General features: G+C 69.5%; 17 protein-coding genes, 2 tRNA genes and 1 pseudogene. 6 read left to right on the forward strand and 14 right to left on the reverse strand.

Annotated elements, in window-relative coordinates; translation table 11 throughout:
- Window positions 1-122: 122 nt before the first annotated feature.
- Window positions 123-2,744, reverse strand: a complete 2,622-nt coding sequence (locus BT364_RS03990) for a valine--tRNA ligase (RefSeq protein WP_072483630.1) — start codon at window positions 2,742-2,744, stop codon at window positions 123-125.
- A 140-nt stretch (window positions 2,745-2,884) separates the two neighbouring features.
- Here BT364_RS03990 and BT364_RS03995 point away from each other — a divergent pair, with 140 nt between their 5' ends.
- Window positions 2,885-3,910 (forward strand): hypothetical protein, encoded by a 1,026-nt coding sequence (locus tag BT364_RS03995; RefSeq protein WP_072483631.1) that lies wholly within the window; start codon window positions 2,885-2,887, stop codon window positions 3,908-3,910.
- A 768-nt stretch (window positions 3,911-4,678) separates the two neighbouring features.
- On the opposite strand, the gene clpX is transcribed toward BT364_RS03995, so the two are convergent.
- The 5 genes from clpX to BT364_RS04020 form a co-directional block, all read right to left on the reverse strand.
- Window positions 4,679-5,977 (reverse strand): ATP-dependent Clp protease ATP-binding subunit ClpX, encoded by a 1,299-nt coding sequence (gene clpX, locus BT364_RS04000; RefSeq protein WP_072483632.1) that lies wholly within the window; start codon window positions 5,975-5,977, stop codon window positions 4,679-4,681.
- A gap of 157 nt (window positions 5,978-6,134) precedes the next feature.
- Window positions 6,135-6,815, reverse strand: coding sequence for an ATP-dependent Clp protease proteolytic subunit (locus tag BT364_RS04005; RefSeq protein ID WP_072483633.1), 681 nt, complete (start codon window positions 6,813-6,815; stop codon window positions 6,135-6,137).
- 80 nt (window positions 6,816-6,895) lie between these two features.
- Window positions 6,896-7,501: an ATP-dependent Clp protease proteolytic subunit gene (locus tag BT364_RS04010; protein WP_177328013.1), complete on the reverse strand. Its 606-nt coding sequence runs from the start codon at window positions 7,499-7,501 to the stop codon at window positions 6,896-6,898.
- Window positions 7,502-7,766: 265 nt separating this feature from the next.
- Window positions 7,767-9,176 carry a trigger factor gene (gene tig / locus BT364_RS04015; protein ID WP_072483635.1) on the reverse strand — a complete coding sequence of 470 codons (1,410 nt, stop codon included), beginning with the start codon at window positions 9,174-9,176 and terminating at the stop codon, window positions 7,767-7,769.
- Between the two features lie 150 nt (window positions 9,177-9,326).
- A tRNA-Pro gene (locus BT364_RS04020) sits at window positions 9,327-9,403 on the reverse strand.
- A gap of 165 nt (window positions 9,404-9,568) precedes the next feature.
- Between BT364_RS04020 and BT364_RS04025 the strand changes: the two genes are divergently transcribed.
- Window positions 9,569-9,642, forward strand: a tRNA-Gly gene (locus BT364_RS04025).
- Between the two features lie 108 nt (window positions 9,643-9,750).
- On the opposite strand, the gene BT364_RS04030 is transcribed toward BT364_RS04025, so the two are convergent.
- Window positions 9,751-9,945: a hypothetical protein gene (locus BT364_RS04030; RefSeq protein WP_072483636.1), complete on the reverse strand. Its 195-nt coding sequence runs from the start codon at window positions 9,943-9,945 to the stop codon at window positions 9,751-9,753.
- A 466-nt stretch (window positions 9,946-10,411) separates the two neighbouring features.
- Here BT364_RS04030 and BT364_RS04035 point away from each other — a divergent pair, with 466 nt between their 5' ends.
- A complete protein-coding gene (locus BT364_RS04035) occupies window positions 10,412-11,563 on the forward strand; it encodes an acyltransferase family protein (RefSeq protein WP_072483637.1) in 1,152 nt (383 codons plus the stop codon).
- An 18-nt stretch (window positions 11,564-11,581) separates the two neighbouring features.
- Here BT364_RS04035 and BT364_RS04040 read toward each other — a convergent pair whose 3' ends face one another.
- The 4 genes from BT364_RS04040 to BT364_RS04055 all read right to left on the reverse strand — a co-directional run bounded on the left by BT364_RS04040 (window position 11,582) and on the right by BT364_RS04055 (window position 16,953).
- A complete protein-coding gene (locus BT364_RS04040) occupies window positions 11,582-12,088 on the reverse strand; it encodes an HD domain-containing protein (protein ID WP_072483638.1) in 507 nt (168 codons plus the stop codon).
- Window positions 12,089-12,097: 9 nt separating this feature from the next.
- Window positions 12,098-14,578 (reverse strand): FtsX-like permease family protein, encoded by a 2,481-nt coding sequence (locus BT364_RS04045; RefSeq protein WP_072483639.1) that lies wholly within the window; start codon window positions 14,576-14,578, stop codon window positions 12,098-12,100.
- Window positions 14,578-15,423, reverse strand: coding sequence for an ABC transporter ATP-binding protein (locus BT364_RS04050; protein ID WP_072483712.1), 846 nt, complete (start codon window positions 15,421-15,423; stop codon window positions 14,578-14,580). The genes BT364_RS04045 and BT364_RS04050 overlap by 1 nt, the downstream gene beginning before the upstream one ends.
- A gap of 384 nt (window positions 15,424-15,807) precedes the next feature.
- Window positions 15,808-16,953, reverse strand: a complete 1,146-nt coding sequence (locus BT364_RS04055; protein ID WP_072483640.1) for a PP2C family protein-serine/threonine phosphatase — start codon at window positions 16,951-16,953, stop codon at window positions 15,808-15,810.
- Window positions 16,954-17,058: 105 nt separating this feature from the next.
- Between BT364_RS04055 and BT364_RS04060 the strand changes: the two genes are divergently transcribed.
- Window positions 17,059-18,291 (forward strand): GNAT family N-acetyltransferase, encoded by a 1,233-nt coding sequence (locus BT364_RS04060; protein ID WP_072483641.1) that lies wholly within the window; start codon window positions 17,059-17,061, stop codon window positions 18,289-18,291.
- Between the two features lie 33 nt (window positions 18,292-18,324).
- On the opposite strand, the gene BT364_RS04065 is transcribed toward BT364_RS04060, so the two are convergent.
- The gene (locus tag BT364_RS04065) at window positions 18,325-19,131 is read right to left on the reverse strand and encodes an Fpg/Nei family DNA glycosylase (RefSeq protein ID WP_072483642.1); all 807 of its coding nucleotides are present in this window, start codon (window positions 19,129-19,131) and stop codon (window positions 18,325-18,327) included.
- 81 nt (window positions 19,132-19,212) lie between these two features.
- Window positions 19,213-19,701, reverse strand: coding sequence for a ribose-5-phosphate isomerase (locus tag BT364_RS04070; protein WP_072483643.1), 489 nt, complete (start codon window positions 19,699-19,701; stop codon window positions 19,213-19,215).
- A gap of 283 nt (window positions 19,702-19,984) precedes the next feature.
- On the opposite strand from BT364_RS04070, the gene BT364_RS04075 reads away from it, so the two are divergent.
- Window positions 19,985-21,475, forward strand: coding sequence for an amino acid permease (locus tag BT364_RS04075; protein WP_072483644.1), 1,491 nt, complete (start codon window positions 19,985-19,987; stop codon window positions 21,473-21,475).
- A 72-nt stretch (window positions 21,476-21,547) separates the two neighbouring features.
- Window positions 21,548-21,901, forward strand: a pseudogene (locus tag BT364_RS04080) (FAD-binding oxidoreductase); the annotation flags it as partial.
- Window positions 21,902-22,000: 99 nt separating this feature from the next.
- On the opposite strand, the gene BT364_RS04085 reads toward BT364_RS04080, so the two are convergent.
- Window positions 22,001-22,597 (reverse strand): biotin transporter BioY, encoded by a 597-nt coding sequence (locus BT364_RS04085; RefSeq protein ID WP_072483645.1) that lies wholly within the window; start codon window positions 22,595-22,597, stop codon window positions 22,001-22,003.
- Window positions 22,598-22,952 lie beyond the last annotated feature (355 nt).

The raw sequence follows: 22,952 nt of genomic DNA on the forward strand, positions 1-22,952 counted from the left end.
AGTCTACGGATGGGCACGGACATCGCACGCAGCGCCCGGTGCGGGCACGGATGTCGGAGGAAACGAGCGAAGCCCCCGTCCCCCTGGTCGGTCAGGGGAACGGGGGCTCCGTGCTCAGGTCATCAGCTCTGCGGCAGGTTCGCCAGCTGGCCGGAGATCCGCTCGATGTCGGCCTCGGCCTTGGCGAGCCGGCCACGGATCTTGTCGACCACATTGTCCGGGGCCTTGCCGAGGAACGCCTCGTTGGAGAGCTTGCCGACCGCCTGGGCCTTCTCCTTCTCGGCGGCGCCCAGGTCCTTCGTCAGGCGCTTGCGCTCGGCCTCGACGTCGATGGTGCCGGAGAGGTCGAGCGCGACCGTGGCGCCCGCGACGGGCAGCGAGGCGGTGGCGTGGAAGCCCTTTTCGGCCGGCTGGAGCCGCAGCAGCTGGCGGATGGCCGCCTCGTGCGGGGCGAGCGGCGTGCCGGTCAGGGTGAGCTCGGCCGGGACCTTCTGGCCGGGCTGCAGGCCTTGGTCGGAGCGGAACCGGCGGACCTCGGTGACGACCTGCTGGACGAGCGCGATCTCCTGCTCGGCCGCGTCGTCGCGGAAGCCGGAGTCCTTCGGCCAGTCGGCGGTGACCAGGGTCTCCTTGCCGGTGAGCGTGGTCCACAGCGTCTCGGTGACGAACGGGACGATCGGGTGCAGCACGCGCAGCATCACGTCCAGGACCTCGCCGAGGACCCGGCCTGAGAGCTTGGCGCCCTCACCGCCCGCGAAGAAGGTCGTCTTCGACAGTTCGACGTACCAGTCGAAGACCTCGTCCCACGCGAAGTGGTAGAGGGCGTCGGAGAGCTTCGCGAACTGGAAGTCGTCGTAGAACGCGTCGACTTCGGCGACCGTCTTGTTCAGCCGCGACAGGATCCACCGGTCGGTCGCCGACAGCTGCTCGACGGGCGGCAGCTCGCCCTCCACGGTCGCGCCGTTCATCAGCGCGAAGCGGGTGGCGTTCCAGATCTTGTTGGCGAAGTTACGGGAGGCCTTGACCCAGTCCTCTCCGATCGGCACGTCCGCGCCCGGGTTGGCCCCCGTGGCGAGCGTGAACCTCACGGCGTCCGAGCCGTACGCGTCCATCCAGTCGATCGGGTCCACCGCGTTCGGGTTGGACTTCGACATCTTCTTGCCGAACTCGTCCCGGACGAGACCGGTGAGCGCGACGGTCTTGAAGGGGACCTCACCGTCCATCGCGTACAGACCGAACATCATCATCCGGACGACCCAGAAGAAGATGATGTCGTGCCCGGTGACCAGGACGTCGGTCGAGTAGAACTTCTCGAGGTCCGGGGTCTCCTCCGGCCAGCCGAGCGTCGAGAACGGCCAAAGACCGGACGAGAACCAGGTGTCGAGGACGTCCTCGTCCTGGACCCAGCCCTCGCCCGTGGGCGCCTCGTCGTCGGGGCCGACGCAGACCGTTTCGCCGTTCGGCCCGTACCAGACGGGAATCCGGTGGCCCCACCACAACTGCCGTGAGATGCACCAGTCGTTGAGGTTGTCGACCCAGTCGAAGTACCGCTTCTCCATGTCCTTCGGGTGGAGCGCGACCCGGTCGTCGCGGACCGCGTCGCCCGCGGCCTTGGCGAGCGTCTCGACCTTGACCCACCACTGGAGGGAGAGGCGGGGCTCGACGGTCGTCTTGCAGCGCGAGCAGTGCCCGACGGAGTGGACGTACGGGCGCTTCTCGGCGACGACGCGGCCCTGCTCGCGCATGGCGGCGACGATCGCGGAGCGCGCCTCGAAGCGGTCGAGTCCCTGGAAGGGGCCGTGCACGGTGATGACACCGCGCTCGTCCATGATCGTCATGAGCTCGAGGTCGTGGCGCTGACCGATCGCGAAGTCGTTCGGGTCGTGAGCGGGCGTCACCTTGACGGCACCCGTTCCGAACTCGGGGTCGACGTGAGTGTCGGCGACGACCGGGATCGTCCGGTCGGTCAGCGGCAGCTTGATCCGCTTGCCGACGAGGTGCGCGTACCGCTCGTCGTCGGGGTGAACGGCGACGGCCGTGTCACCGAGCATGGTCTCGACCCGGGTGGTGGCCACGACGACGGTCTCGTCGCCCTCGCCGTACTTCAGCGAGACGAGCTCGCCGTCGTCGTCCTGGTAGTCGACCTCGATGTCGGAGATCGCGGTCAGACAGCGCGGGCACCAGTTGATGATGCGCTCGGCGCGATAGATCAGCTCGTCGTCATAAAGCTTCTTGAAGATCGTCTGGACGGCCTTGGAGAGCCCCTCGTCCATGGTGAACCGCTCGCGCGACCAGTCGAGCCCTGCGCCGAGGCGCTTCAGCTGGCCCAGGATCCGGCCGCCGTACTCGTCCTTCCACTGCCAGACGCGCTCGGTGAACGCCTCGCGGCCGAGATCCTGCCGCGACTTCCCTTCCTCGGCGAGCTGCTGTTCGACCTTGTTCTGGGTGGCGATGCCCGCGTGGTCCATGCCCGGCAGCCACAGCGTCTCGAAGCCCTGCATGCGCTTGCGCCGCGTGAGGGCATCCATGAGCGTGACCTGGAAGGCATGGCCCAGGTGGAGCGCACCGGTGACGTTCGGCGGCGGAATGACGATCGTGTACGGAGGCTTGTCGCTCTTCGCGTCGGCGGTGAAGTAACCCCGTTCTACCCAGCGCTCATACAGCTTCCCCTCTACCTCGGCCGGTGCGTACTGGGTCGGCAGTTCGGGGTTGCTGGCTGGCGTCTGCTGAGTCTTCTCGGTCACGGGGGACAGTTTAGGGCCGTCACAGTCGTGCGCTGAAACCGGTTTGTTGAGTAACGGTGTGACGCCCGGTGCTCCATATGGGGAGCCCTTCCGTCAGGATGTTCGAAACGCATAAGCATGACGAACAGGGGACACCGCAGATGAGCTACAACCAGCCGGGCCCGTACGGCGGCCAGCCGCCCCAGGGCCAGCCGGGACCGTACGGCGGCCAGCCGCCCCAGGGCCAGCCCGGACCGTACGGGCAGCAGCCGCAGGGCCAGCCCGGACCGTACGGCCAGCAGCCCCCGCAGGGCCAGCCCGGTTACGGCTACCCGCAGCAGGCTCCCCAGGGTGTCCCGCAGCAGCAGCCCCAGCCGGGCTATGGCTACCCCCAGGCCCAGCAGCCCGGCCCGTACGGCCAGCAGCCGCCCACTCCCCCGTACGGCGGCCAGCAGGCCTACGGCACGATGCCGATGCCCCCGGCCCAGCCGAAGAAGAAGACGGGCCTGATCATCGGCGGCGTCGTCGTGGCCCTGGCGGTCATCGGGGGCGGGGTGTACTTCCTGACGTCGGGCGGTGCCAGCAACAGCGACGTGGCGGACTCCACCAAGGGGTACAAGCTGACGCCGGCTGCGACGCTGGACGGCTACAAGAAGGAAGCCGGCATGCCGTCGACGTCGACGCCGGTGACAGGCGACGACAAGACGGAAGCCGAAGCCATGGGGATCAAGGACCCCCAGAAGGTGAGGGCCCAGTACTCGTCGGGTTCCGAAGACAACCCACTCACCGGCAAGGCCGTGACGCTTACGGGGATCTGGGGAGATGTCACCGACCCGGCGAAGGTCATCGACAGCTCCTTCACCAACGCCGAGGCGGACATGAAGAAGGGCGAGAAGGGCATGGACGTCCAGCTCGTCGGCAGCGCCAAGGCCGTCACACCACCCGGGTTCAAGGGTGCGCTGATGAAGTGCCAGGACCTGAAGGTGATCAACAAGGAAGGCGACGGCACGGCGGAGAAGGGTCCGAAGGAGTTCCTGATTCCCGTCTGCGTCTGGGCGGATTACAGCACCGTCGGCGTCGTCAACGGAGTTGATGTGGCCCTCTCCATGGCCGGCAAGGGCATGTCCCAGGACGACGTGGCCGCCCTGACCGCCAAGCTCTACAGCACATCCCGCACCAAGATCTGATCGCACCACGACATCGGAAGGGGCACCCGCCAGTTCACCTGGCCGGCGCCCCTTCCGTCTGTTTCCGTCTGCCGCTGCACGGACCTCCGCAAGCTCACCCGAGTAGCGATTCCGGCCCCGCGATCTAGCCAAAACACCCGTGGCCGGTGACTAGATTTAGATCAACACGATCATTCAGCACGCAAGTTCAATAGTGTCACCTCGTCAGATCGCACCAGATCTCTCGGAAGAGAAACACATGCGTAAAAGATTCCTCGCGTTCAGCGCTGCCGCTGCGACCGCCCTGCTCGTCCAACTCGCAGCCTCCCCGGCGTCGGCAACCTCCGCCAACTACGACGAGGGCTGCTTCACCGGGTCCGTTCTCATGGCTGGCGCCAGCGGAGGCGGCAAGTGGGACTTCGAGAGCAAGACTCGGTTGAACCCGATGACCCTTTCCGTATCCGACCGCAGAGCAGACGGGCACCACGTCGCGGTCGGACTCGTAACTCGCCGGAGCAACGGGACAGACCACGCCTGGCCGTTGCACCATCTCTACGCGGGCAGCGGGACATCCCAGAGTTTCGGCACTTCTGCGTCAGACGCGGGCGGAATTCGACAGGCTTGGGTACAAGTATTCGTTCTCGAAGGGAATAAGGTACTCGAGGCCTGCGTGACGCCCAAGGCAAACAATCTTCACTGGTAAAAAGCAACGCCCATCTTCACGGCGCGTCATGAAAGGGCACTCACCAGTCCGGCTGGTGAGTGCCCTTTCACGTTTTTCCTCTGCCGCTACGCGGACTTCTCGTGCCGCCCGCCGTCGCCCTTGCCGATCGTCCGCGGCTCGCGCGGGACCAGGGTCGGGTTCACGTTGTTGCGGACGACGTCCGCCGTGATGACGACCCGGGCGACATCCTTGCGGGACGGCACCTCGTACATCACGGACTGGAGGACCTCCTCCATGATGGCCCGCAGGCCACGCGCGCCGGTGCCGCGCAGGATCGCCTGGTCGGCGATGGCCTCCAGGGCCGGGCGGTCGAAGTCCAGCTCGACGCCGTCGAGTTCGAAGAGGCGCTGGTACTGCTTCACCAGCGCGTTGCGCGGCTCGACGAGGATCTGCAGCAGCGCCTCGCGGTCCAGGTTGTGGACCGAGGTGAGGACGGGCAGCCGGCCGATGAACTCCGGGATCATCCCGAATTTCACCAGGTCCTCCGGCATGACCTCCTGGAACTGGTCGCTCGCCTCGATCTCCCGCTTCGAACGGATCGTCGCGCCGAAGCCGATGCCCTTGGCACCCGCCCGGGACTCGATGATCCGCTCCAGGCCGGAGAAGGCGCCGCCCACGATGAACAGCACGTTCGTCGTGTCGATCTGGATGAACTCCTGGTGCGGGTGCTTCCGGCCGCCCTGCGGCGGTACGGAGGCGGTGGTGCCCTCCAGGATCTTCAACAGGGCCTGCTGGACGCCCTCGCCGGAGACATCGCGGGTGATCGACGGGTTCTCGCTCTTGCGGGCGACCTTGTCGATCTCGTCGATGTAGATGATCCCGGTCTCGGCCTTCTTGACGTCGTAGTCCGCGGCCTGGATCAGCTTCAGCAGGATGTTCTCGACGTCCTCGCCGACGTAGCCGGCCTCCGTCAGCGCCGTCGCGTCGGCGATGGCGAACGGGACGTTGAGCATGCGTGCCAGCGTCTGCGCGAGCAGTGTCTTGCCGGAGCCCGTGGGGCCCAGCAGCAGGATGTTGGACTTGGCCAGCTCGATGGCGTCGTCCCGGCCCTGCGCGCCGCCGTTCTCACCCGCCTGGACCCGCTTGTAGTGGTTGTACACAGCGACCGAGAGGGCCTTCTTCGCGGGCTCCTGCCCGACGACGTACCCCTCGAGGAACTCGTAGATCTCGCGCGGCTTGGGAAGTTCCTCCCACCGCACCTCGGAGGTCTCGGCGAGCTCCTCCTCGATGATCTCGTTGCAGAGATCGATGCACTCGTCGCAGATGTACACACCGGGACCCGCGATGAGCTTCTTCACCTGCTTCTGGCTCTTTCCACAGAACGAGCACTTGAGCAGGTCGCCGCCATCACCGATGCGTGCCACGAGGTGCTTCCCCTTCGCCTGGGAGCAGCTTGGTTCAGCGGCTCCTGGTGCCTCTATCCGACGGTACCTTGCCTTGGCCCCGGTTCGGGCCCCCCTTGGCACGGTTCACACGGCAAGGACCGGGCGAACGTGGCGTGCCAAGGGGTGAAGGCCGACGTCAGACGGCCGTGGCCGCCTGCTTGCGGGTCGACACGATCTGGTCGACAAGACCGTAGGCGAGGGCGTCCTCGGCGGTCAGGATCTTGTCGCGCTCGATGTCGTCGCGGATCTTGTCGATCGGCGTGGTGGAGTGCTTGGCCAGCATCTCTTCCAGCTGGGTGCGCATCCGCAGGATCTCGTTGGCCGCGATCTCCAGGTCGGAGAGCTGCTCACGGCCGGTCTGCGAGGACGGCTGGTGGATCAGCACACGGGCGTTGGGCAGCGCCATCCGCTTGCCGGGCGTGCCCGCGGCGAGCAGCACGGCCGCGGCGGAGGCCGCCTGGCCCATGCAGACCGTCTGGATGTCCGGCTTCACGAACTGCATCGTGTCGTAGATCGCGGTGAGCGCGGTGAACGAGCCGCCGGGGCTGTTGATGTAGATCGAGATGTCCCGGTCCGGGTCCATCGACTCCAGGCACAGCAGCTGCGCCATGACGTCATTGGCCGAGGCGTCGTCGATCTGCACGCCGAGGAAGATCACGCGCTCCTCGAAGAGCTTCGCGTACGGGTCGTACTCGCGCACGCCCTGCGAGGTGCGCTCCACGAAGCGCGGCACGATGTAGCGGTTGTCCACCTGCGGGCCGGCGTAGAGGCCGCTCGCGGAGGCGCCGGGGAAGTTGTTCATGTGGGTGTTCACCATCCTGGTGGCGTTCTGTGGCTGGGTGTCTCGGCGTACGAGAGGTGCGCGGGGCGGTGGGGCCGGATCCGGTGGGTACCGGATCAGGCGCCGGTGCCGCCGCCGCCCGGAACGCCCGATGCGATCGTGATGATCTCGTCGATGAGGCCGTACTCCTTGGCCTCCTCCGCGGTGTACCAGCGGTCGCGGTCGCCGTCGCGGATGATCGTCTCGACGGTCTGGCCGGAGTGACGGGCGGTGATCTCCGCCATCCGCTGCTTGGTGCGCAGCAGGTACTGGGCCTGGATCTTGATGTCCGAGGCCGTGCCGCCGATGCCGGCCGAACCCTGGTGCATGAGGATGTCGGTGTTCGGGAGCGCGAAGCGCTTGCCCGCGGTGCCGCCGGTGAGCAGGAACTGGCCCATCGAGGCCGCCATGCCCATACCGATGGTGACCACGTCGTTCGGGATGTACTGCATGGTGTCGTAGACCGCCATGCCGGCCGTCACCGAGCCACCGGGGCTGTTGATGTAGAGGTAGATGTCCTTCTCGGGCTCCGCGGCGAGAAGAAGCAGCTGCGCGGTGATCTTGTTGGCGATCTCATCGTCCACCTGCTGACCGAGGAAGATGATGCGCTCGCCGAGCAGCCGGCTGTAGACCTGGTCACCGAGGCCTCCACCGAGGGACGGTTCACCGGCGGCGTAGGGCATCAGATTCGTCACGTATCCACCTGCTCGTCTCTGACGGCTCCGGCCGTCTCAGCGTCTTCGTACCGGGTGGGCGGGGACTCCCCTGCCCTTCCTATTCATGGACCCTAACGCGCAGGTGGGACAACGCCATCCCGCTTCCGCGACTGTTCGCTCGGAGCGCAAGCTCCGCAGTCCGCACAAGGGTTGTGGGGCACCGTACGCCATACGACGACGGGCTCCGGACGCAGCGGCGTCCGGAGCCCGTCGTTCGGGTTCAGCGCGAGGCTCAGGCCTCGTTCTTCTCCTCGGCGGCCTCGGCGGCGGCGTCGGCAGCGGCCTCGGTGGTGCCCTCGGCGGCCTCGACGGCCTCGATGGCCTCCTCCTCGTCGTCCTCCAGGTCGACGACCTCACCGTTGGTGTCGACGACCTTGGCGGCCTCGACGACCACGGCCAGCGCCTTGCCGCGGGCGACCTCGCCGACGAGCATCGGCACCTGGCCGCCCTCGACGACGGCCTGGGCGAACTGGTCGGGGCTCATGCCGGAGGAAGCAGCGCGCCGCATGAGGTGCTCGGTGAGCTCCTCCTGGTTGACGTTCAGCTTCTCCTTGTTGACGATCTCGTCCAGGATGAACTGGGTCTTGATGCCCTTGATCGCCTGCTCGGAGGTCTCGGCGTCGAACTCCTCGACCGTCTTGCCCTGGATCTCCAGGTACTTGTCGAGGGTCAGACCCATCTGACCGAGCTGGTGGTGCTCCAGGTTGTGCTTGCGGGTCTGGACCTCGTCCGCGAGCAGCTTCTCCGGGATCGGGACCTCGGCGAGCTTCAGCAGCTCGTCCAGGACACGCTCCTGGGCCTGGGTGGCCTGGTCGTACTGCTTGGTGTTCTCGAGGCGCTTGCGGCTGTCCGCCTTCAGCTCGTCGAGGGTGTCGAACTCGCTCGCCATCTGGGCGAACTCGTCGTCCAGCTCGGGGAGCTCACGGGCGGCGACGGCGGAGACCTTGACGGTGACCTCGGCCTCCTTGCCCTCGGCGGAGCCGCCCTTCAGCTCGGAGGTGAAGGTGGCCTCGCCACCCGCCTCCAGGCCGGTGACGGCGGCGTCGATGCCGTCGAGGAGCTCGCCGGAACCGATGGTGTACGAGACACCCTCGGCGACGCCGTCCTCCAGGACCTCGCCGTCGACCTTGGCCTGCAGGTCGATCGTCACGACGTCGCCCTCGGCAGCGGCGCGCTCGACCGGGTTGGTGGAGGCGAAGCGCTCGCGGAGCTGCTCCACGGCCTTCTCGACGTCCTCGTCGCTGACCTCGAGGGCGTCGACGGTGACCTCGATGCCGGAGTAGTCCGGAATCTCGATCTCGGGGCGTACGTCAACCTCGGCGGTGAAGGCCAGCAGCTCGCCGTCCTTCAGCTCGGTGATGTCGACCTCGGGCTGGCCGAGGACGTTGAGCTCACCCTCGTTGACGGCCTCGGTGTAGAACTTCGGGAGGGCGTCGTTGACGGCCTCCTCCAGCACCGCACCGCGGCCGAAGCGCTGGTCGATGACCCGGGCAGGGATCTTGCCCTTGCGGAAGCCCTTCACCGTGACCTGCTGGTTGATCTTCTTGTACGCCGCGTCGAGGCTGTCCTTGAGCTCCTCGAAGGGCACCTCGACAGTGAGCCGAACCCGGGTCGGGTTCAGGGTCTCCACGGCGCTCTTCACGGTTCGGTCTCCTTGTGGCTGACTTCTTGGGGTTCTGCTCCGCCGCACGGGTGGCGGCTTCGCGGACCGAGCCCGGTACATCAGACACACGGGCACGCATTTTGCATAGTAACGGCAAGGAGTCGGACTCCCACAATGCGATCTTGCCGGTGGTCGGGGTGGCCGGATTCGAACCGACGACCTTCCGCTCCCAAAGCGGACGCGCTACCAAGCTGCGCCACACCCCGTCGGTGCGACACGTAGGGTACATGCAGTCAGGCAGTGCATCGGCCGCTTTGCGCGGGCGGCACCGAACACGACACCGGGTGGCCGCAATCGGGTGTGCGGGCAGCGTCCGCGACCCGCTACGATGCTTCACGTGCCGACGGCCTCCGGGCCTGCGGTGCGGCTTTGCGGGCGTAGCTCAATGGTAGAGCCCTAGTCTTCCAAACTAGCTACGCGGGTTCGATTCCCGTCGCCCGCTCCATGCTTGGGCCCGGTCCGGCGAATTACTCGCCGGACCGGGCCTTTTGCGTTCCGTATGTGTGGCGCCGGACCGCCCGCGCCGGAGCGCGGGCGGCCGGATCCGCCGGTTTCAGAAGGAGATCTGGTTGATGGTCTCCGCTATCGAGTTCATGAACCTCTGGATCGACGGCGCCATGCCGGTCGATGCCAGGAAGAAGCCGAAAAGTATCGCGACGATCGCCGGCCCGGGTTTGATCGAGCCTCCCCGGATCAGGACCACCAGGATGATCGCCAACATCAGCACCACAGACAGTGAAATGGCCACGACTGATCACACCCTTGGTCGGTCCGCCTTCCGGCCCGGAGAGGTGCGGCCGAGCACTCCTCCGTCCCGTCCATCGTGCCACCAACTCCCCTGTGGTCGCTGCCGCCTGACGGATCGATGTGGCGGGATCGCGCCATCCTTGCGCCCCGCGTGCACTCGGGGCGCACGGCCGCACGGGGGGTCGCACAGAGCCCCCCACACCTGTGAGTGAACTGTGAATCAGCCATTCGCAATGACTTGCGAATGTGACGATTTCCATATCCACACACTTCATTCACATGGAATTCCAAGGTTTAAGTGCGATGAAATTCACGCCCCGCAACAGCCTGCCGAAATGCCCCATTTAAGGTGGATGAATCGGCGCATAGCGGGCGGTTGGCGGCGGTTTCACTTTCGATTGGGCGGGAGCACGCGATATCCCCGAGCGGTTTTACGAATTCCGATCGAGGCGTCTAAGGTGCATGAGATGTTCCACGCTCCGAACGAATTTCAGAGGGCCCCGCTCCCATCGGCGACCCGGGAGTCGGAGCCCAGACCCCGAGGGACCACCGCCACCGCGGCACCCCCCGCACCAGTGGCGAACAAGCCGCCGACGGCCGCACCGGCGAAGCAGCGCGACGCCTACTTCGACAACGTCAAATACCTGGCCATCGTGCTCGTCGCGGTGGCGCACTCGTGGGAACCGGTGATGGACGGCAGCCGGACCGCCCGTGCGCTGTACATGGTGGCGTACACCTTTCACATGCCTGCGTTCGTCATCGTCTCCGGCTACTTCTCCCGCTCGTTCGACATGTCCGCCGCCAAGGTGAAGCGCCTGATCACCGGCGTCGCCGTGCCCTATGTGGTGTTCGAGACGGCGTATTCGCTGTTCAAGCGGTACGCGGACGACTCGGCCGACGGCTCGGTCAGCCTGCTCGACCCCTGGTACCTGACCTGGTTCCTGATCGCTCTGTTCGTCTGGCGGATCACCACGCCGCTGTGGCAGGCGCTGCGCCATCCGCTGCCGGTCGCGCTCCTCATCGCCGTGCTCGCCTCCCTCTGCCCGACGATCGGCGACGATCTCGATCTCCAGCGCGTTCTGCAGTTCCTGCCGTTCTTCGTGCTGGGGCTCCGGCTGCGGCCCGAGCACTTCCAGTTGGTGCGCCGGCGCGAGGTGCGGATGCTCGCGCTCCCGCTGTTCGCCGGGGCCCTGGCGTTCGCGTACTGGGCGGCGCCGCGGATGCAGCTGGGCTGGTTCTACCGCAGCAGCAGCGCGCAGGAGCTGGGTGCCCCGTGGTGGTCCGGTGCCGTGATGACACTGGCCATGTTCGGCTGCGCGCTGCTGCTCACCATCGGGTTCCTCGCGTGGGTGCCGCGCCGCCACATGTGGTTCACGGTCCTCGGTGCCGGGACGATCTGCGGCTATCTGCTGCACGGCTTCCTGATCAAGGGAGCCGGATACGCCGAGGTGTTCGACGTCTACGACTGGCTCGCGGCGCCCGTCGGCCTGGTCCTGGTCTCCCTGGTCGCGGCCGTCGCCGTGACGCTGATGTGCACGCCACCGGTGCGGCGGGCGCTGCGCCCGGTGACGGAGCCGGACATGGACTGGGCGTTCCGGCGGGGCTCGGCCAGGCTCTGAGCCCGGCGGACAGGCGGATCAGTCCTTCGCCGTGTTGGCTTGATCCGATTGCTCGGTGGGCGATTCGCCCGGGGTGAGCCCCAGCAGCCCCCGTACCAGCGCATACTTCTCGGTCAGCCGGGTACGGGTCGCCGGCTCCAGCACGGCGAGGCGGGCCGGGTCCGCGTTGTGTGCCAGGTCGGACTCCTTGATCAGCAGCGCGCCCGGGGTGTCCAGGATGCGCCGGGTGTACGAACGAAGGTCCTCGCCGTCACGTTTGGTGACGGCGAGGACCATGTCCTTCACCTGCTGCGGCAGCGCGGCGCCGGCCAGCCACCGCTCCGACAGCGCGTCGTCCTCGACCGCGTCGTGCAGCCAGGCCGCGGCGATCTGCTCCTCGCTGCCGCCCCTGGTCCGTACCCCCTCGGCGACGGCGGCGAGGTGTTCGGTGTACGGGCGTCCCGCCTTGTCCCGCTGCTCGGCGTGGGCCTCGCGGGCGATCGCCTCGACTTCGGCCAGGGTCAGGTGTGCGTGCGGTGTGGGCATGGCCCGACTCTACGGACGCGCGGCCGTCCCCCGCAGGGCGGACCGGGCCGGGACCGTCACGGCGGCCAGGCCGAGTCCGATGGTCGCGGCGAGGAAGGACCCGTACAACGTCGGCGGGATGTATGGCGATTCGCCCGTGAGTCCCTTCACCATCGGGACCAGTGTGGCCAGTGCGATGGCGGTGCCGAGCGCGGCGCCGGCGACCGTGACGAGCAGCGCTTCCCAGCGGATCATCCCCATGACCTGGCGGCGGGTGGAGCCGACGAGCCGCAGCATGGTCAGCTCGCGGCGCCGGTCGAGGACGGTCATCACCAAAGTGTTGACCGCGGCGACGGCGGCGAATCCGCCGAGGACCGCCGCCATGGTGGTGTTGGCCCAGGCGTTGAGTTCACGGCTCTGGTCCTGTGCGGCGGCGTAACCGGACCGGTCGGTCACGGTACCGAGCGCGGCGAGCTTCCGTGCAGCAGCGGGTGTGGCCCGTACCAGCAGGTCGGAGGCGTGCGGCGAGGTGACATGGGTGCTGAGGTCGGCGGCGGGCAGTGTGACCAGGCCGGTGCCCAGGCCGCGGCCGTAGACGGCGACGATCTTCGGAGCCGCCTTGGTGCCGTCCGGGAGACGCAGGGCCAGCCGGTCGCCCGTGCCGACCTTCGTGGATCCGGCGAGGGTGGTGTCGATGGCGACGGTGCCGGGGCGCAGGCCGGTCAGCGACCCGGACCGGACATCGAGGTCCTGGACCTTGGTGAGGTCCGGGCCGGAGCCGATGATCCCCTGGGCTGAGGTGGTCTGGAGCCGCCGGTCCCCGCCCGATCCGGTGGGCACCAGGACGGAGCCGCGGAGCAGCCCGACGGCGGTCGTGACACCGGGTGTGGCGGCGGCCCGCTCGGTCGCATCGGAGGCGAGTCCGGCCGGGGCGGAGACGATGTGGTCGGCGGTGATGGCGTCGCGCTGCTGGTGTGCGATCACCCGTTCCTGGCTGGTCTGCATGAAGACGAGCGTGCAGGAGAAGGCCATGGCGAGCACGATCGGGGTGATCGCGGAGGCCAGGCGGCGTGAGTTCGTCCGGGAGTTGGCGGCGGCCAGCGAGCCCGACGCGCCGGCGGCGCGCAGGGGGAAGCCGATGACGGCGGCGCAGATCCGGGCGATCAGCGGGCCGAGCAGGCCGACCGCGAGCATGAAGAACATGACGACGCCGAGTGCGGCGTTTGCCGCGTCCTCGCCGCTCGTGGACGCGGCGACGCCCGCGAAGGCCACGCCGCCGGCGAGGGCGGCGATGCCGAGCGGGGTGCGGATCCAGCCGAACGGCGGGCGTTCCACCGCGGACTGCGCGAGAGCCAGGCCCGGCTTGGTCTTCGACGGCCGGCGGGCGGCGAAGTATCCGGCGCCCAGCGCGGTGAGCATCGTGGCGGCCACGGTGACGGTCAGCGGCAGCCAGGACACCCGCAGCGCGACGGCTTCGGGGATGGCTCCCCTGTCCTGGAGCTGCCCGAACCACCAGTGGGCCAGGGCGATTCCGGGCAGACAGCCGAGCGCTCCGGCGAGCGGGGCGACGAGCAGGGACTCGGTGGCGATGGTGCGGCGCAGCTGGCGCGGGGTGGCGCCGATGGCGCGCAGCAGCGCGAACTCGCGGCTGCGCTGGCCGACGGAGAGGGCGACGGTGCCGGCGGCGGTGAAAACGGCGACCATGGTGGCGACGCCGCCGAAGGAGCCGCCGAGACCGACGAGGAGTTCCTCGGCGCCCGCGAGTTCCGCGTCCTCGACGGCGCCCCGGTCGTCACCGGTGTGGACCTGGGCCCCGGCAGTGTGGCCGACGGCCTCGCGTACCCGGTCGGCGAGGGTGCCGGTGGAGGTGGAGCGGGCAGCGAGCACGGCGATGGCGTCGACCCGGCCGGGGTGGCCGGAGAGCTGCACGGCCTGCCGGTCGGCGAACCAGACGGTGGCTTCGGTGGCGGTGGTGCCCGCGACGCGGAACTCCCGCACGCCCGCGGGGGTGTCGAGGGTGATCTTCTCGCCGACCCGGGCCTCGGTGCCGGTGGGGACGACGACTTCGCCGGTCCCGGGCGCCGCGCCGGTGAGCAGTCGCGCGCCGGTGAGGGCCGTGGAGCCCCAGCCGTGAGCGGTGAGGAGGCTGCCGTCCTGCCGTACGGAGTAGCTGACGTCCCCGATCGCGGCTGCCGCGCCGGGGGCCGAGGCGGCCTTGCCCACCAGGGATTCGGGGAGCCGCGCGGTGTCCGGTACGGGGGCGGCGGCGTCGTACGCGCCCTCGCCGCTGCCGACCGTCATGTGGACCCGCTGGTCGGCGGCGACCACTACGGGTGCCTTCGCGTAGCGGTCCGCCGGTATCGAGGCGCGCAGGCCGGTCTCCAGCAGGATGCCGCAGGCGGAGACGATCGCCGCGGCCAGCAGCAGCGCGACGAAGGTCCCGACGAACGACGAGGGCTTGAAGCGAACGGCCGCGCGGGCGAGGCCGTTCGGGACGTGCGGGGTGAACATCAGGCTGCTGCTCCTGCGTGGGCGGGGGCGGTGCGCGCGGTCAGCGCGGTCATCCGGGCGGCGATCTGTGCGGCACCGGCGCGCGGCAGGCTGTCCGCGATCGCGCCGTCGGCGAGGAAGAGCACCTGGTCGGCGTAGGCGGCGGCGGCCGGGTCGTGGGTGACCATGACGACGGTGGCGCCGAGGCTGTCCACCGCGTTGCGGAGCAGGGCGAGGATCTCGGCGGCGGTGGTGGTGTCGAGGGCGCCGGTCGGCTCGTCGGCGAAGATCACATCGGGCCGGGTGACCAGGGCGCGGGCGACGGCGACGCGCTGCTGCTGTCCGCCGGAGAGCTGGCCGGGGCGGCGGTCGCCCTTGTCGCCGAGGCCGACCCGGGTGAGCATCTCGGTGGCTTCGCGGCGGCTGCGGGCGGAGCCGGTGCGCTGTCCGGCCAGGCGCATGGGCAGGACGACGTTCTGTTCGACCGTCAGGGACGGCAGCAGGTTGAAGGCCTGGAAGACGAAGCCGAGGCGGGTGCGGCGCAGTTCGGTGAGCCGGTTCTCGCTCATGCCGGTGATCTCGGTGCCGCCGAGGCGTACGGAGCCCTCGGTGGGGCGGTCGAGTCCGGCGGCGCACTGCAGGAAGGTCGACTTCCCGGAGCCGGACGGTCCCATGACGGCGGTGAAGGTGGAGCGAGGGAGGGCGAGGTCGATGCCCCGCAGCGCGTGGACGACGGAGCCGCCCCGGCCGTACTGCCTGCGGACGCCGCGCAGTTCGACGGCGAGGTCCGAGGGTCCGGACGCCTGGTGGGTGTCCGCCGTGTACTGCCCGTCCTGCGCGCGCTGCCTGGTGCGTCGCAGCCCCATGGTGTCCGCCTTCCGTTGCTCATCGGCCGCTTCTTCGACCATGGCTCGAACCTACGGAGCGGGGGCGGGTGCGGAACATGGCGGCTGCTGGCGGATCGGGGGTGGGGAAAACCCCAGGTCCGGTCGGGGGGAGACAGACCGGGGGCGGCCGGGCGCTCGCACGGGCCGGCCCGCATCCTGCCGGGCGGGCGGGGCCGGGGCGAGGACAGTGACAGCGACGACGGCGCCGGGAAACTCGCGGTCCCGGCTGAGCCGACACCCGCGGCGTTCCGGGTACGGGGACCGGCCCAGGTCCTCCCCGTACCCGGACAGGCCGCTGTCCACGTTCCGGTGACGGGCCGACAGCCGTTGACCCATGCCCGGTTCGAGCGGTTTGCGTATGGTTCAGAATGTGCGCGACAACAGCAGCAGCGCCCGGTCGTCGTTGACGTCCTTGGCGCATGCCTCGATCAGGTGCCAGGCCGCGCCCTCGAAGCCGGTGGCGACATAGCGGTCGGCCTCGCCGGTCAGCCGGTCGATGCCCTCCGCGATGTCGCGGTCCGACGCCTCGACCAGGCCGTCCGTGAACAGCATCAGTACGTCGCCGGGGGCCAGCGAGCCCTTCACGGCGTCGAACTGCGCCCCGTCGTACACCCCCAGCAGCGGCCCCTCGGCCGCCTTCTCCTCCCACTGGCCGCTGCCCGAGTGGAGCTGGAGGGCGGGCGGGTGCCCGGCCGACAGGAGTTCGTAGTCGCCCGATTCGAGGTCCAGGACGAGATGGATCGAGGTGGCGAACCCCTCGTCCCAGTCCTGGCGCAGCAGATAGCCGTTGGCCGCGGGCAGGAAGCCGTGCGGGGGCAGCGAGCCGAGGAGGCCACCGAAGGCCCCGGACAGCAGGAGGGCGCGGGAGCCCGCGTCCATGCCCTTGCCGGAGACGTCGGTGAGCACGGCCTCCAGGGTCCGTCCGCCGTTGGTGCGGGCGGCGACGACGAAGTCCCCGGAGAAGGACTGCCCGCCCGCCGGGCGCAGCGCCATCTCGCGGTGCCAGCCCTGCGGCAGCCTGGGCAGGGCGCTCTGCACCCGGATGCGTTCGCGCAGGTCGAAGAGCATGGTGCCGCCGCGCCGCCACGGCACGCCGACCCTGGCCCGGAACTGGGCGAGGACCAGCCCGAAGAAGCCGCAGGCCGCGACCACCAGGACGATTCCGGGGGTCACCCGGGCCGGACCGTCGTCGTACGGGCCCAGTCCGACCGACTCCACGATCAGGGCCGTGGCGGCGGTCGCGTACAGGCCCAGCAGGCTGGCCGGGCGCAGCAGCAGGCCGCCCGCGACGATCGGCAGGACGAGCGCGGCCGGTGAGCACCACATCGGGTAGAAGAGGGTGGCGCAGGTGATCGCGGGAATGGTCAGCAGCAGGCCGACCAGCGCGATCCAGTCCGAGCCGTCGCCGCGGAAGTAGTCGACACCGGATTTGCGCAGCGCGATGCGCGCCCGGTGCGCCGATTTCCGCAATCGGGCCGGGTACGAGTCTGCTCCTGCGCGACGGGCCATTGCCGGGACCCTATCTACCCGGCCGCCCGAGGTGCAGGGGGACCCCATGACAATGCGTTCGAAATCGGGTCGCCCGGCCGCCGCGCCCCCTGGTAGGCATGGCCCATGACTACTGAGCTTCGTGTACTGCGTCCGTCCGAATGGAACCAATGGTTCGAGTGTCTGGAGCTGGCGTTCGGCGGGGACCCGGAGACTCCCGAGGAGCGCGAGCTGTTCGAGCAGCTGACCGAGCACGAACGGTCGCTCGGCATCTGGGACGGTGACGACGTGGTCGGCACGGCGGGGGCGTTCAGCTTCCGGGTCGCGGTGCCGGGCGGGGCGCTGGTGCCCGCCGCCGCGATCACGATGGTGAGCGTCGCCTCCACCCACCGCAGGCGCGGGCTGCTGACCTCGATGATGCGCCGGCAGCTGGACGACATCCGCGCGCTGGGCGAGCCGTTCGCCGTACTGACGGCCTCGGAACCGGTGATCTACGGCCGGTTCGGCTACGGCGCCGCCTCGCGGCAGATGTCCCTGACGATCGAGAAGGACCGGATCCGGCTGGACGTGCCGCCGGGCACGGACGAGGTGCGGCTGCGCCACGCGAAGCCGGACGAGGCGATGGCGGCGTGCGAGAGCGTGTACGAGCAGCTGGTCTCCGGCCGTCCCGGCGTCCCGGCCCACGGGCCCGGCTGGGAGCGCAAGCCCATGGTCGACCCGGTCTCCAGCCGGCAGGGCTCCTCGGCGCAGCAGTGCGTGCTGGCGGAGCGGGACGGGGAGCTCGTCGGCTGTGTGACCTACCACATCAAGCCGGAGTGGGAGCCGGCCGGCCCCAAGGGCACCGTCGTGGTCAACGACCTGGCCGCGCTGGACCCGGCGGCGTACGCGGCGCTGTGGCGCTTCGTCTTCGACATCGACCTGATGACGACGGTCGTGGCCCGCAACCGCCCGGTCGACGACGCGGTGCTGCACCTGGTGTCGGACGTGCGGCGGTGCAACATCCGGGTCCGCGATTCGCTCCATGTGCGTCTGGTCGAGCTGGGGGCGGCGCTGGAGGCCCGGACGTACCGGGGCCCGCTGGACGTGGTGTTCGACGTGGAGGACGCGTTCTGCCCCTGGAACGCGGGGCGTTGGCGGCTCACGGTCGACGCGAAGGGCGCCGCGTCGTGCCGGCGCACCGACGACCCGGCCGATCTCGCGCTCTCGGTACGGGAGTTGGGCTCCGCGTATCTGGGCGGCGAGTCGCTGAGCTCGCTGGGTCTGGCCGGGCGGGTACGGGAGCTGCGGGCGGGCACGCTGGCCCAGGCGTCGTCGGCGTTCTTGTCGGACACGGCCCCGTGGCTGCCCCGGGGGTTCTAGGAGCTCTCTAGACCCTGATCCGCCGGACAGACCCTAGGCCTGGCACCCCGGGCACCAGAAGAGATTGCGGGCGGCGAGATCGGCGGTGCGGATCTCGCCGCCGCAGATGTGGCAGGCCTGGCGGGCCCGGCGGTACACGTACACCTCGCCGCCGTGGTCGTCGACGCGCGGCGGGCGCCCCATCGCCTCCGGCAGGTGCTCGGGGCGGACGGTGTCGATCCGGTTGTTCCGCACGCCCTCGCGCATCAGCACCACCAGGTCCGCCCAGATCGCGTCCCACTCCGCGCGCGTGAGGTCCCTGCCGAGGCGGTACGGGTCGATCCCGTGCCGGAACAGCACCTCCGCGCGGTAGACGTTGCCGACTCCCGCGATGACCTTCTGGTCCATCAGCAGGGCCGCGACGGTGATCCGGCTGCGCGAGATCCGCAGCCAGGCCCGCTCGCCGTCCTCGTCGGTCCGCAGCGGGTCCGGCCCGAGTCGGTCGTGTATCGCGCGCTTCTCCGGATCGGTGATCAGCGCGCAGGCCGTCGGGCCGCGCAGATCCGCGTGGTGCTCCTCGTTCAGCAGGCGCAGCCGGACCGTGTCGGTGGGCGGCGGGGCCGGGACCGTACCGAATCCGAGCTTGCCGAACAGGCCCAGGTGGATGTGGACCCAGCCGGCGCCCTCGAAGCCGAGGAAGAGGTGCTTGCCGTGGGCGTCGACCCCGGTGAGGGGCCGGCCGTCGAGCAGCGCGGCGCCTTCGGAGAACTTGCCCTGCGGGCTGCTCACCCGCACCGGACGCCCGGCGAACCTGTCCCGGTGGTCCGCCGCGAGGCGGTGGATGGTGTGTCCCTCGGGCACGGCGACGGCTCTCCTCGGTGGGATACGGGAGTGGACATGGCTGTGCCGCCGGGAGCACCGGCGGCACAGAGGCGGGGGCGGTCAGCCCTGCTGCGGGTGGTGGGCCGGGATCGGGGGGAGCTCGCCGGTCGTCTCGTACGCCGTCAGCATCTCGATGCGGCGGGTGTGACGCTCCTCGTTGGAGTACGGGGTGGCGAGGAAGATCTCGACGAACTTGGTGGACTCCTCCACCGAGTGCATCCGGCCGCCGATGGCGACCACGTTGGCGTTGTTGTGCTCGCGGCCCAGCGCGGCGGTCTGCTCGCTCCAGGCCAGTGCGGCGCGGACGCCCTTGACCTTGTTGGCGGCGATCTGCTCGCCGTTGCCGGAGCCGCCGATCACGATGCCGAGGCTGTCCGGGTCCGCGGCCGTCCGCTCGGCGGCACGCAGGCAGAACGGCGGGTAGTCGTCCTGGGCGTCGTAGATGTGAGGGCCGCAGTCGACGGCCTCGTGGCCCTGGGCCGTGAGCCATTCGACGAGGTGGTTCTTGAGTTCATAGCCGGCATGGTCCGAGCCGAGGTACACGCGCATGTTCCGAGTGTGGCACGTGCGACGCGGGGCAGCCGCCATCGGGGTCAGGGTCCTTCGTTCGGATCGGGCCGGTGCACGCGGCGGACCTCGTGTGATCGCGATGTGCGGGCCCGGTGTGAGCGAGGCCACTCGGGCAACGGTCCGGGCAACGATTCGGTCAACGATTCGGAAGAAGGGGTTCCGTTTTTCTGGTTCGCCGGGCTTCAATGCATCACTCGCTGTCGCACCCCACTGCGGCGGCCGGACACGCATCGTGTGATCCGAGAACCTAAGGATTCGATCCATGACGTCGCAGACGACTACGGCCGGGCCGGGCCACCAGCCCCGTAAGCCGGACCGGTCGAACGGGCCGGACACCCCGGAAACCCCCCACTCCCCGGACTCCCCGGACGGACTCCAGGCGGGACTCAAGAACCGCCATCTCTCGATGATCGCCATCGGCGGGGTGATCGGCGCGGGCCTCTTCGTGGGCTCCAGCGCCGGCATCGCCGCCGCGGGACCGGCCATCCTGCTGTCGTACGCCCTGGTCGGCCTGATGGTCGTCTTCGTGATGCGGATGCTCGGCGAGATGGCCGTGGCCCGCCCCAGCTCGGGCTCCTTCTCCGCCTACGCCGACCAGGCACTGGGCCGCTGGGCCGGTTTCTCGATCGGCTGGCTGTACTGGTTCTTCTGGGTCGTGGTGCTCGCCGTCGAAGCCACGGCGGGCGCCAAGATCCTGGAGGGCTGGGTGCCGGGCGTCCCGCAGTGGGCGTGGGCGCTGATCGTGATGGTGGTGCTGACCGCGACGAACCTGGTCTCGGTCGGCTCGTACGGCGAGTTCGAGTTCTGGTTCGCCGGGATCAAGGTCGTGGCGATCGGTGCCTTCGTGGTCGTCGGACTGCTCGCCGTCTTCGGGGTGCTGCCCGGCTCGGACAACCCCGGCGCGGGCTTCGCACATCTCACCGACACCGGCGGGTTCTTCCCCAACGGGCCGGGCGCGATCCTCACCGGTGTGCTGATGGTCGTCTTCTCCTTCATGGGCAGCGAGATCGTCACCCTCGCCGCCGGTGAGTCCGAGAACCCGCAGCGCGCCGTCCAGAAGGCCACCAACAGCGTGATCTGGCGGATCGCCGTCTTCTACCTGGGCTCGATCTTCGTCGTGCTCACCCTGCTGCCGTGGAACGACGCCTCGATCGTGAAGGACGGCAGCTATGTCGCCGCCCTCAACTCCATCGGCATTCCGCACGCCGGACAGGTCATGAACGTCATCGTCCTGACCGCCGTGCTGTCGTGTCTGAACTCCGGCCTCTACACCGCCTCGCGGATGGCCTTCTCGCTCGGCGGCCGCGGGGACGCGCCGAAGGCCTTCGCCCGGACGAACAAGCGGGGCGTGCCGCAGGCCGCCATCCTGTCCTCGGTCGTCTTCGGCTTCGTCGCCGTGTTCTTCAACTACCAGTGGCCCGACACCGTCTTCCAGTTCCTGCTGAACTCCTCCGGCGCTGTCGCCCTGTTCGTCTGGCTGGTCATCTGCTTCACCCAGCTGCGGATGCGCGGCATGATCCTGCGCGAGTCGCCGGAGAAGCTGGTCGTACGGATGTGGCTCTTCCCGTACCTGACCTGGGCGACCATCGCGATGATCTCCTTCATCCTGGTCTACATGCTGACCGACGACAGCGGGCGTGAGCAGGTGCTGCTCTCGCTGCTCGTCGCAGCAGTGGTGGTGGCCATCTCGCTGGTCCGCGAGGCCAGGAACCGCAAGGACCGCACGGCCGCGGAAACGCCCGCCAATACCTGACGGCCGTTGTCAGGTTTACCGGAGAGGCTCTCCCTCGCAACGCCACCGAGCGGGCGATCGGAGAGCCTTTCCATGTCCACCGCCCCCGCCGGCTTCCAGACCGGTTTCGCGATCCGGCCCCACCTCGTCGTCGAGGCGGCCCACGCCGAGGACGTATGCACCGCCGTGGCGGACGCGGCCGCGCGCGGGCTCCCGGTCCGTGTCCACGCCACCGGCCACGGGCTGCCCGGTGCCGTCGAGGGCGGGGTCCTGATCAGCACCCGCCGGATGGACTCCGTCGGGATCGACCCGGTCCGCCGCACCGCGCGGATCGGCGCGGGCGTCACCTGGGGGCAGGTGATCGAGGCCGCCGCACCGCACGGGCTCGCCCCGCTGAACGGATCGTCCCCGTCGGTCGGCGCGGTCTCCTGCACCCTCGGGGGCGGGGACCGGACCGAGGGCTTTCACGACGCGCGGACACAGCAGAGGCTCGCCGGTCTGGTGTCGCGTCACGACCCGGCGAGCCTCTTCGGGGGAGTTACGGCATCAGCCCCGGCGGCCGATGAGCTTCCAGGCCGTGGGCAGCGCGCCCATGGCCAGCGCCGCCTTCAGCGCGTCGCCGAGCAGGAACGGCACCAGGCCGGCCGCGATCGCGGCGCTCGCCGACATGCCGGTGGCCAGCGCCAGGTAGGGGACGCCGACGGCGTAGATGATCGCGGAGCCCAGCACCATCGTGCCCGCGGTGCGCAGCATGGAGCGGTCGCCGCCGCGGCGGGCGAGGCCGCCGACCACGGCGGCGGCGAGCACCATGCCGAGGACGTAGCCGAACGAGGGGAAGCCCATTCCGGAGGTGCCCTCGGAGAACCACGGCATGCCCGCCATGCCCACCAGCGCGTACACCGCGAGGGAGAGGAAGCCGCGGCGGGCGCCGAGCGCGGTGCCGACGAGGAGCGCGGCGAAGGTCTGGCCGGTGACCGGGACCGGGGAGCCGGGGACCGGTACGGCGATCTGGGCGGCGATGCCGGTGAGCGCGGCGCCGCCGAGGACCAGGGCCGTGTCGACGGCGTAACGGTTCCTGGCGGCGGGCAGCAGGTCGGCGAGGACCGCTCCGGTGCGGGCAGGGGCGGCGGCAGCAGTGCTCATCGGGACTCCGCGGGGTGAGGGCAGGTGGGGACAGACTGAGCCCGACGTTAGCCCACGTGTTAACGCCCGATCACCATCAGTGGCCCACAAAGCGACGACCGAGCCCTTGGTGGGGTTCACACAAAGGGCCGTACGCAATCATATGGCGGCGTGATGCTCGTCACTGAGGTGGGGGCGGAGCGGCTCGGATTCAGCGAGGAGTGGTTGCCGGGAGAGACTGTAGGTTCCCGCCAATTCCACGCCGACTCCGTCCCGGATCGACCGACGGTCGACCGGGCGACGGACCGGCCGCGAGCGGGGTGGCCGTCTCCGCGTGTCCGGGTGTGCACCTTGTGTGAGCATCGTGCCCGTATGG

Origin of the sequence: Streptomyces atratus (genome assembly GCF_900119365.1) — a bacterium.
GTDB classification, from domain to species: domain Bacteria; phylum Actinomycetota; class Actinomycetes; order Streptomycetales; family Streptomycetaceae; genus Streptomyces; species Streptomyces atratus_B.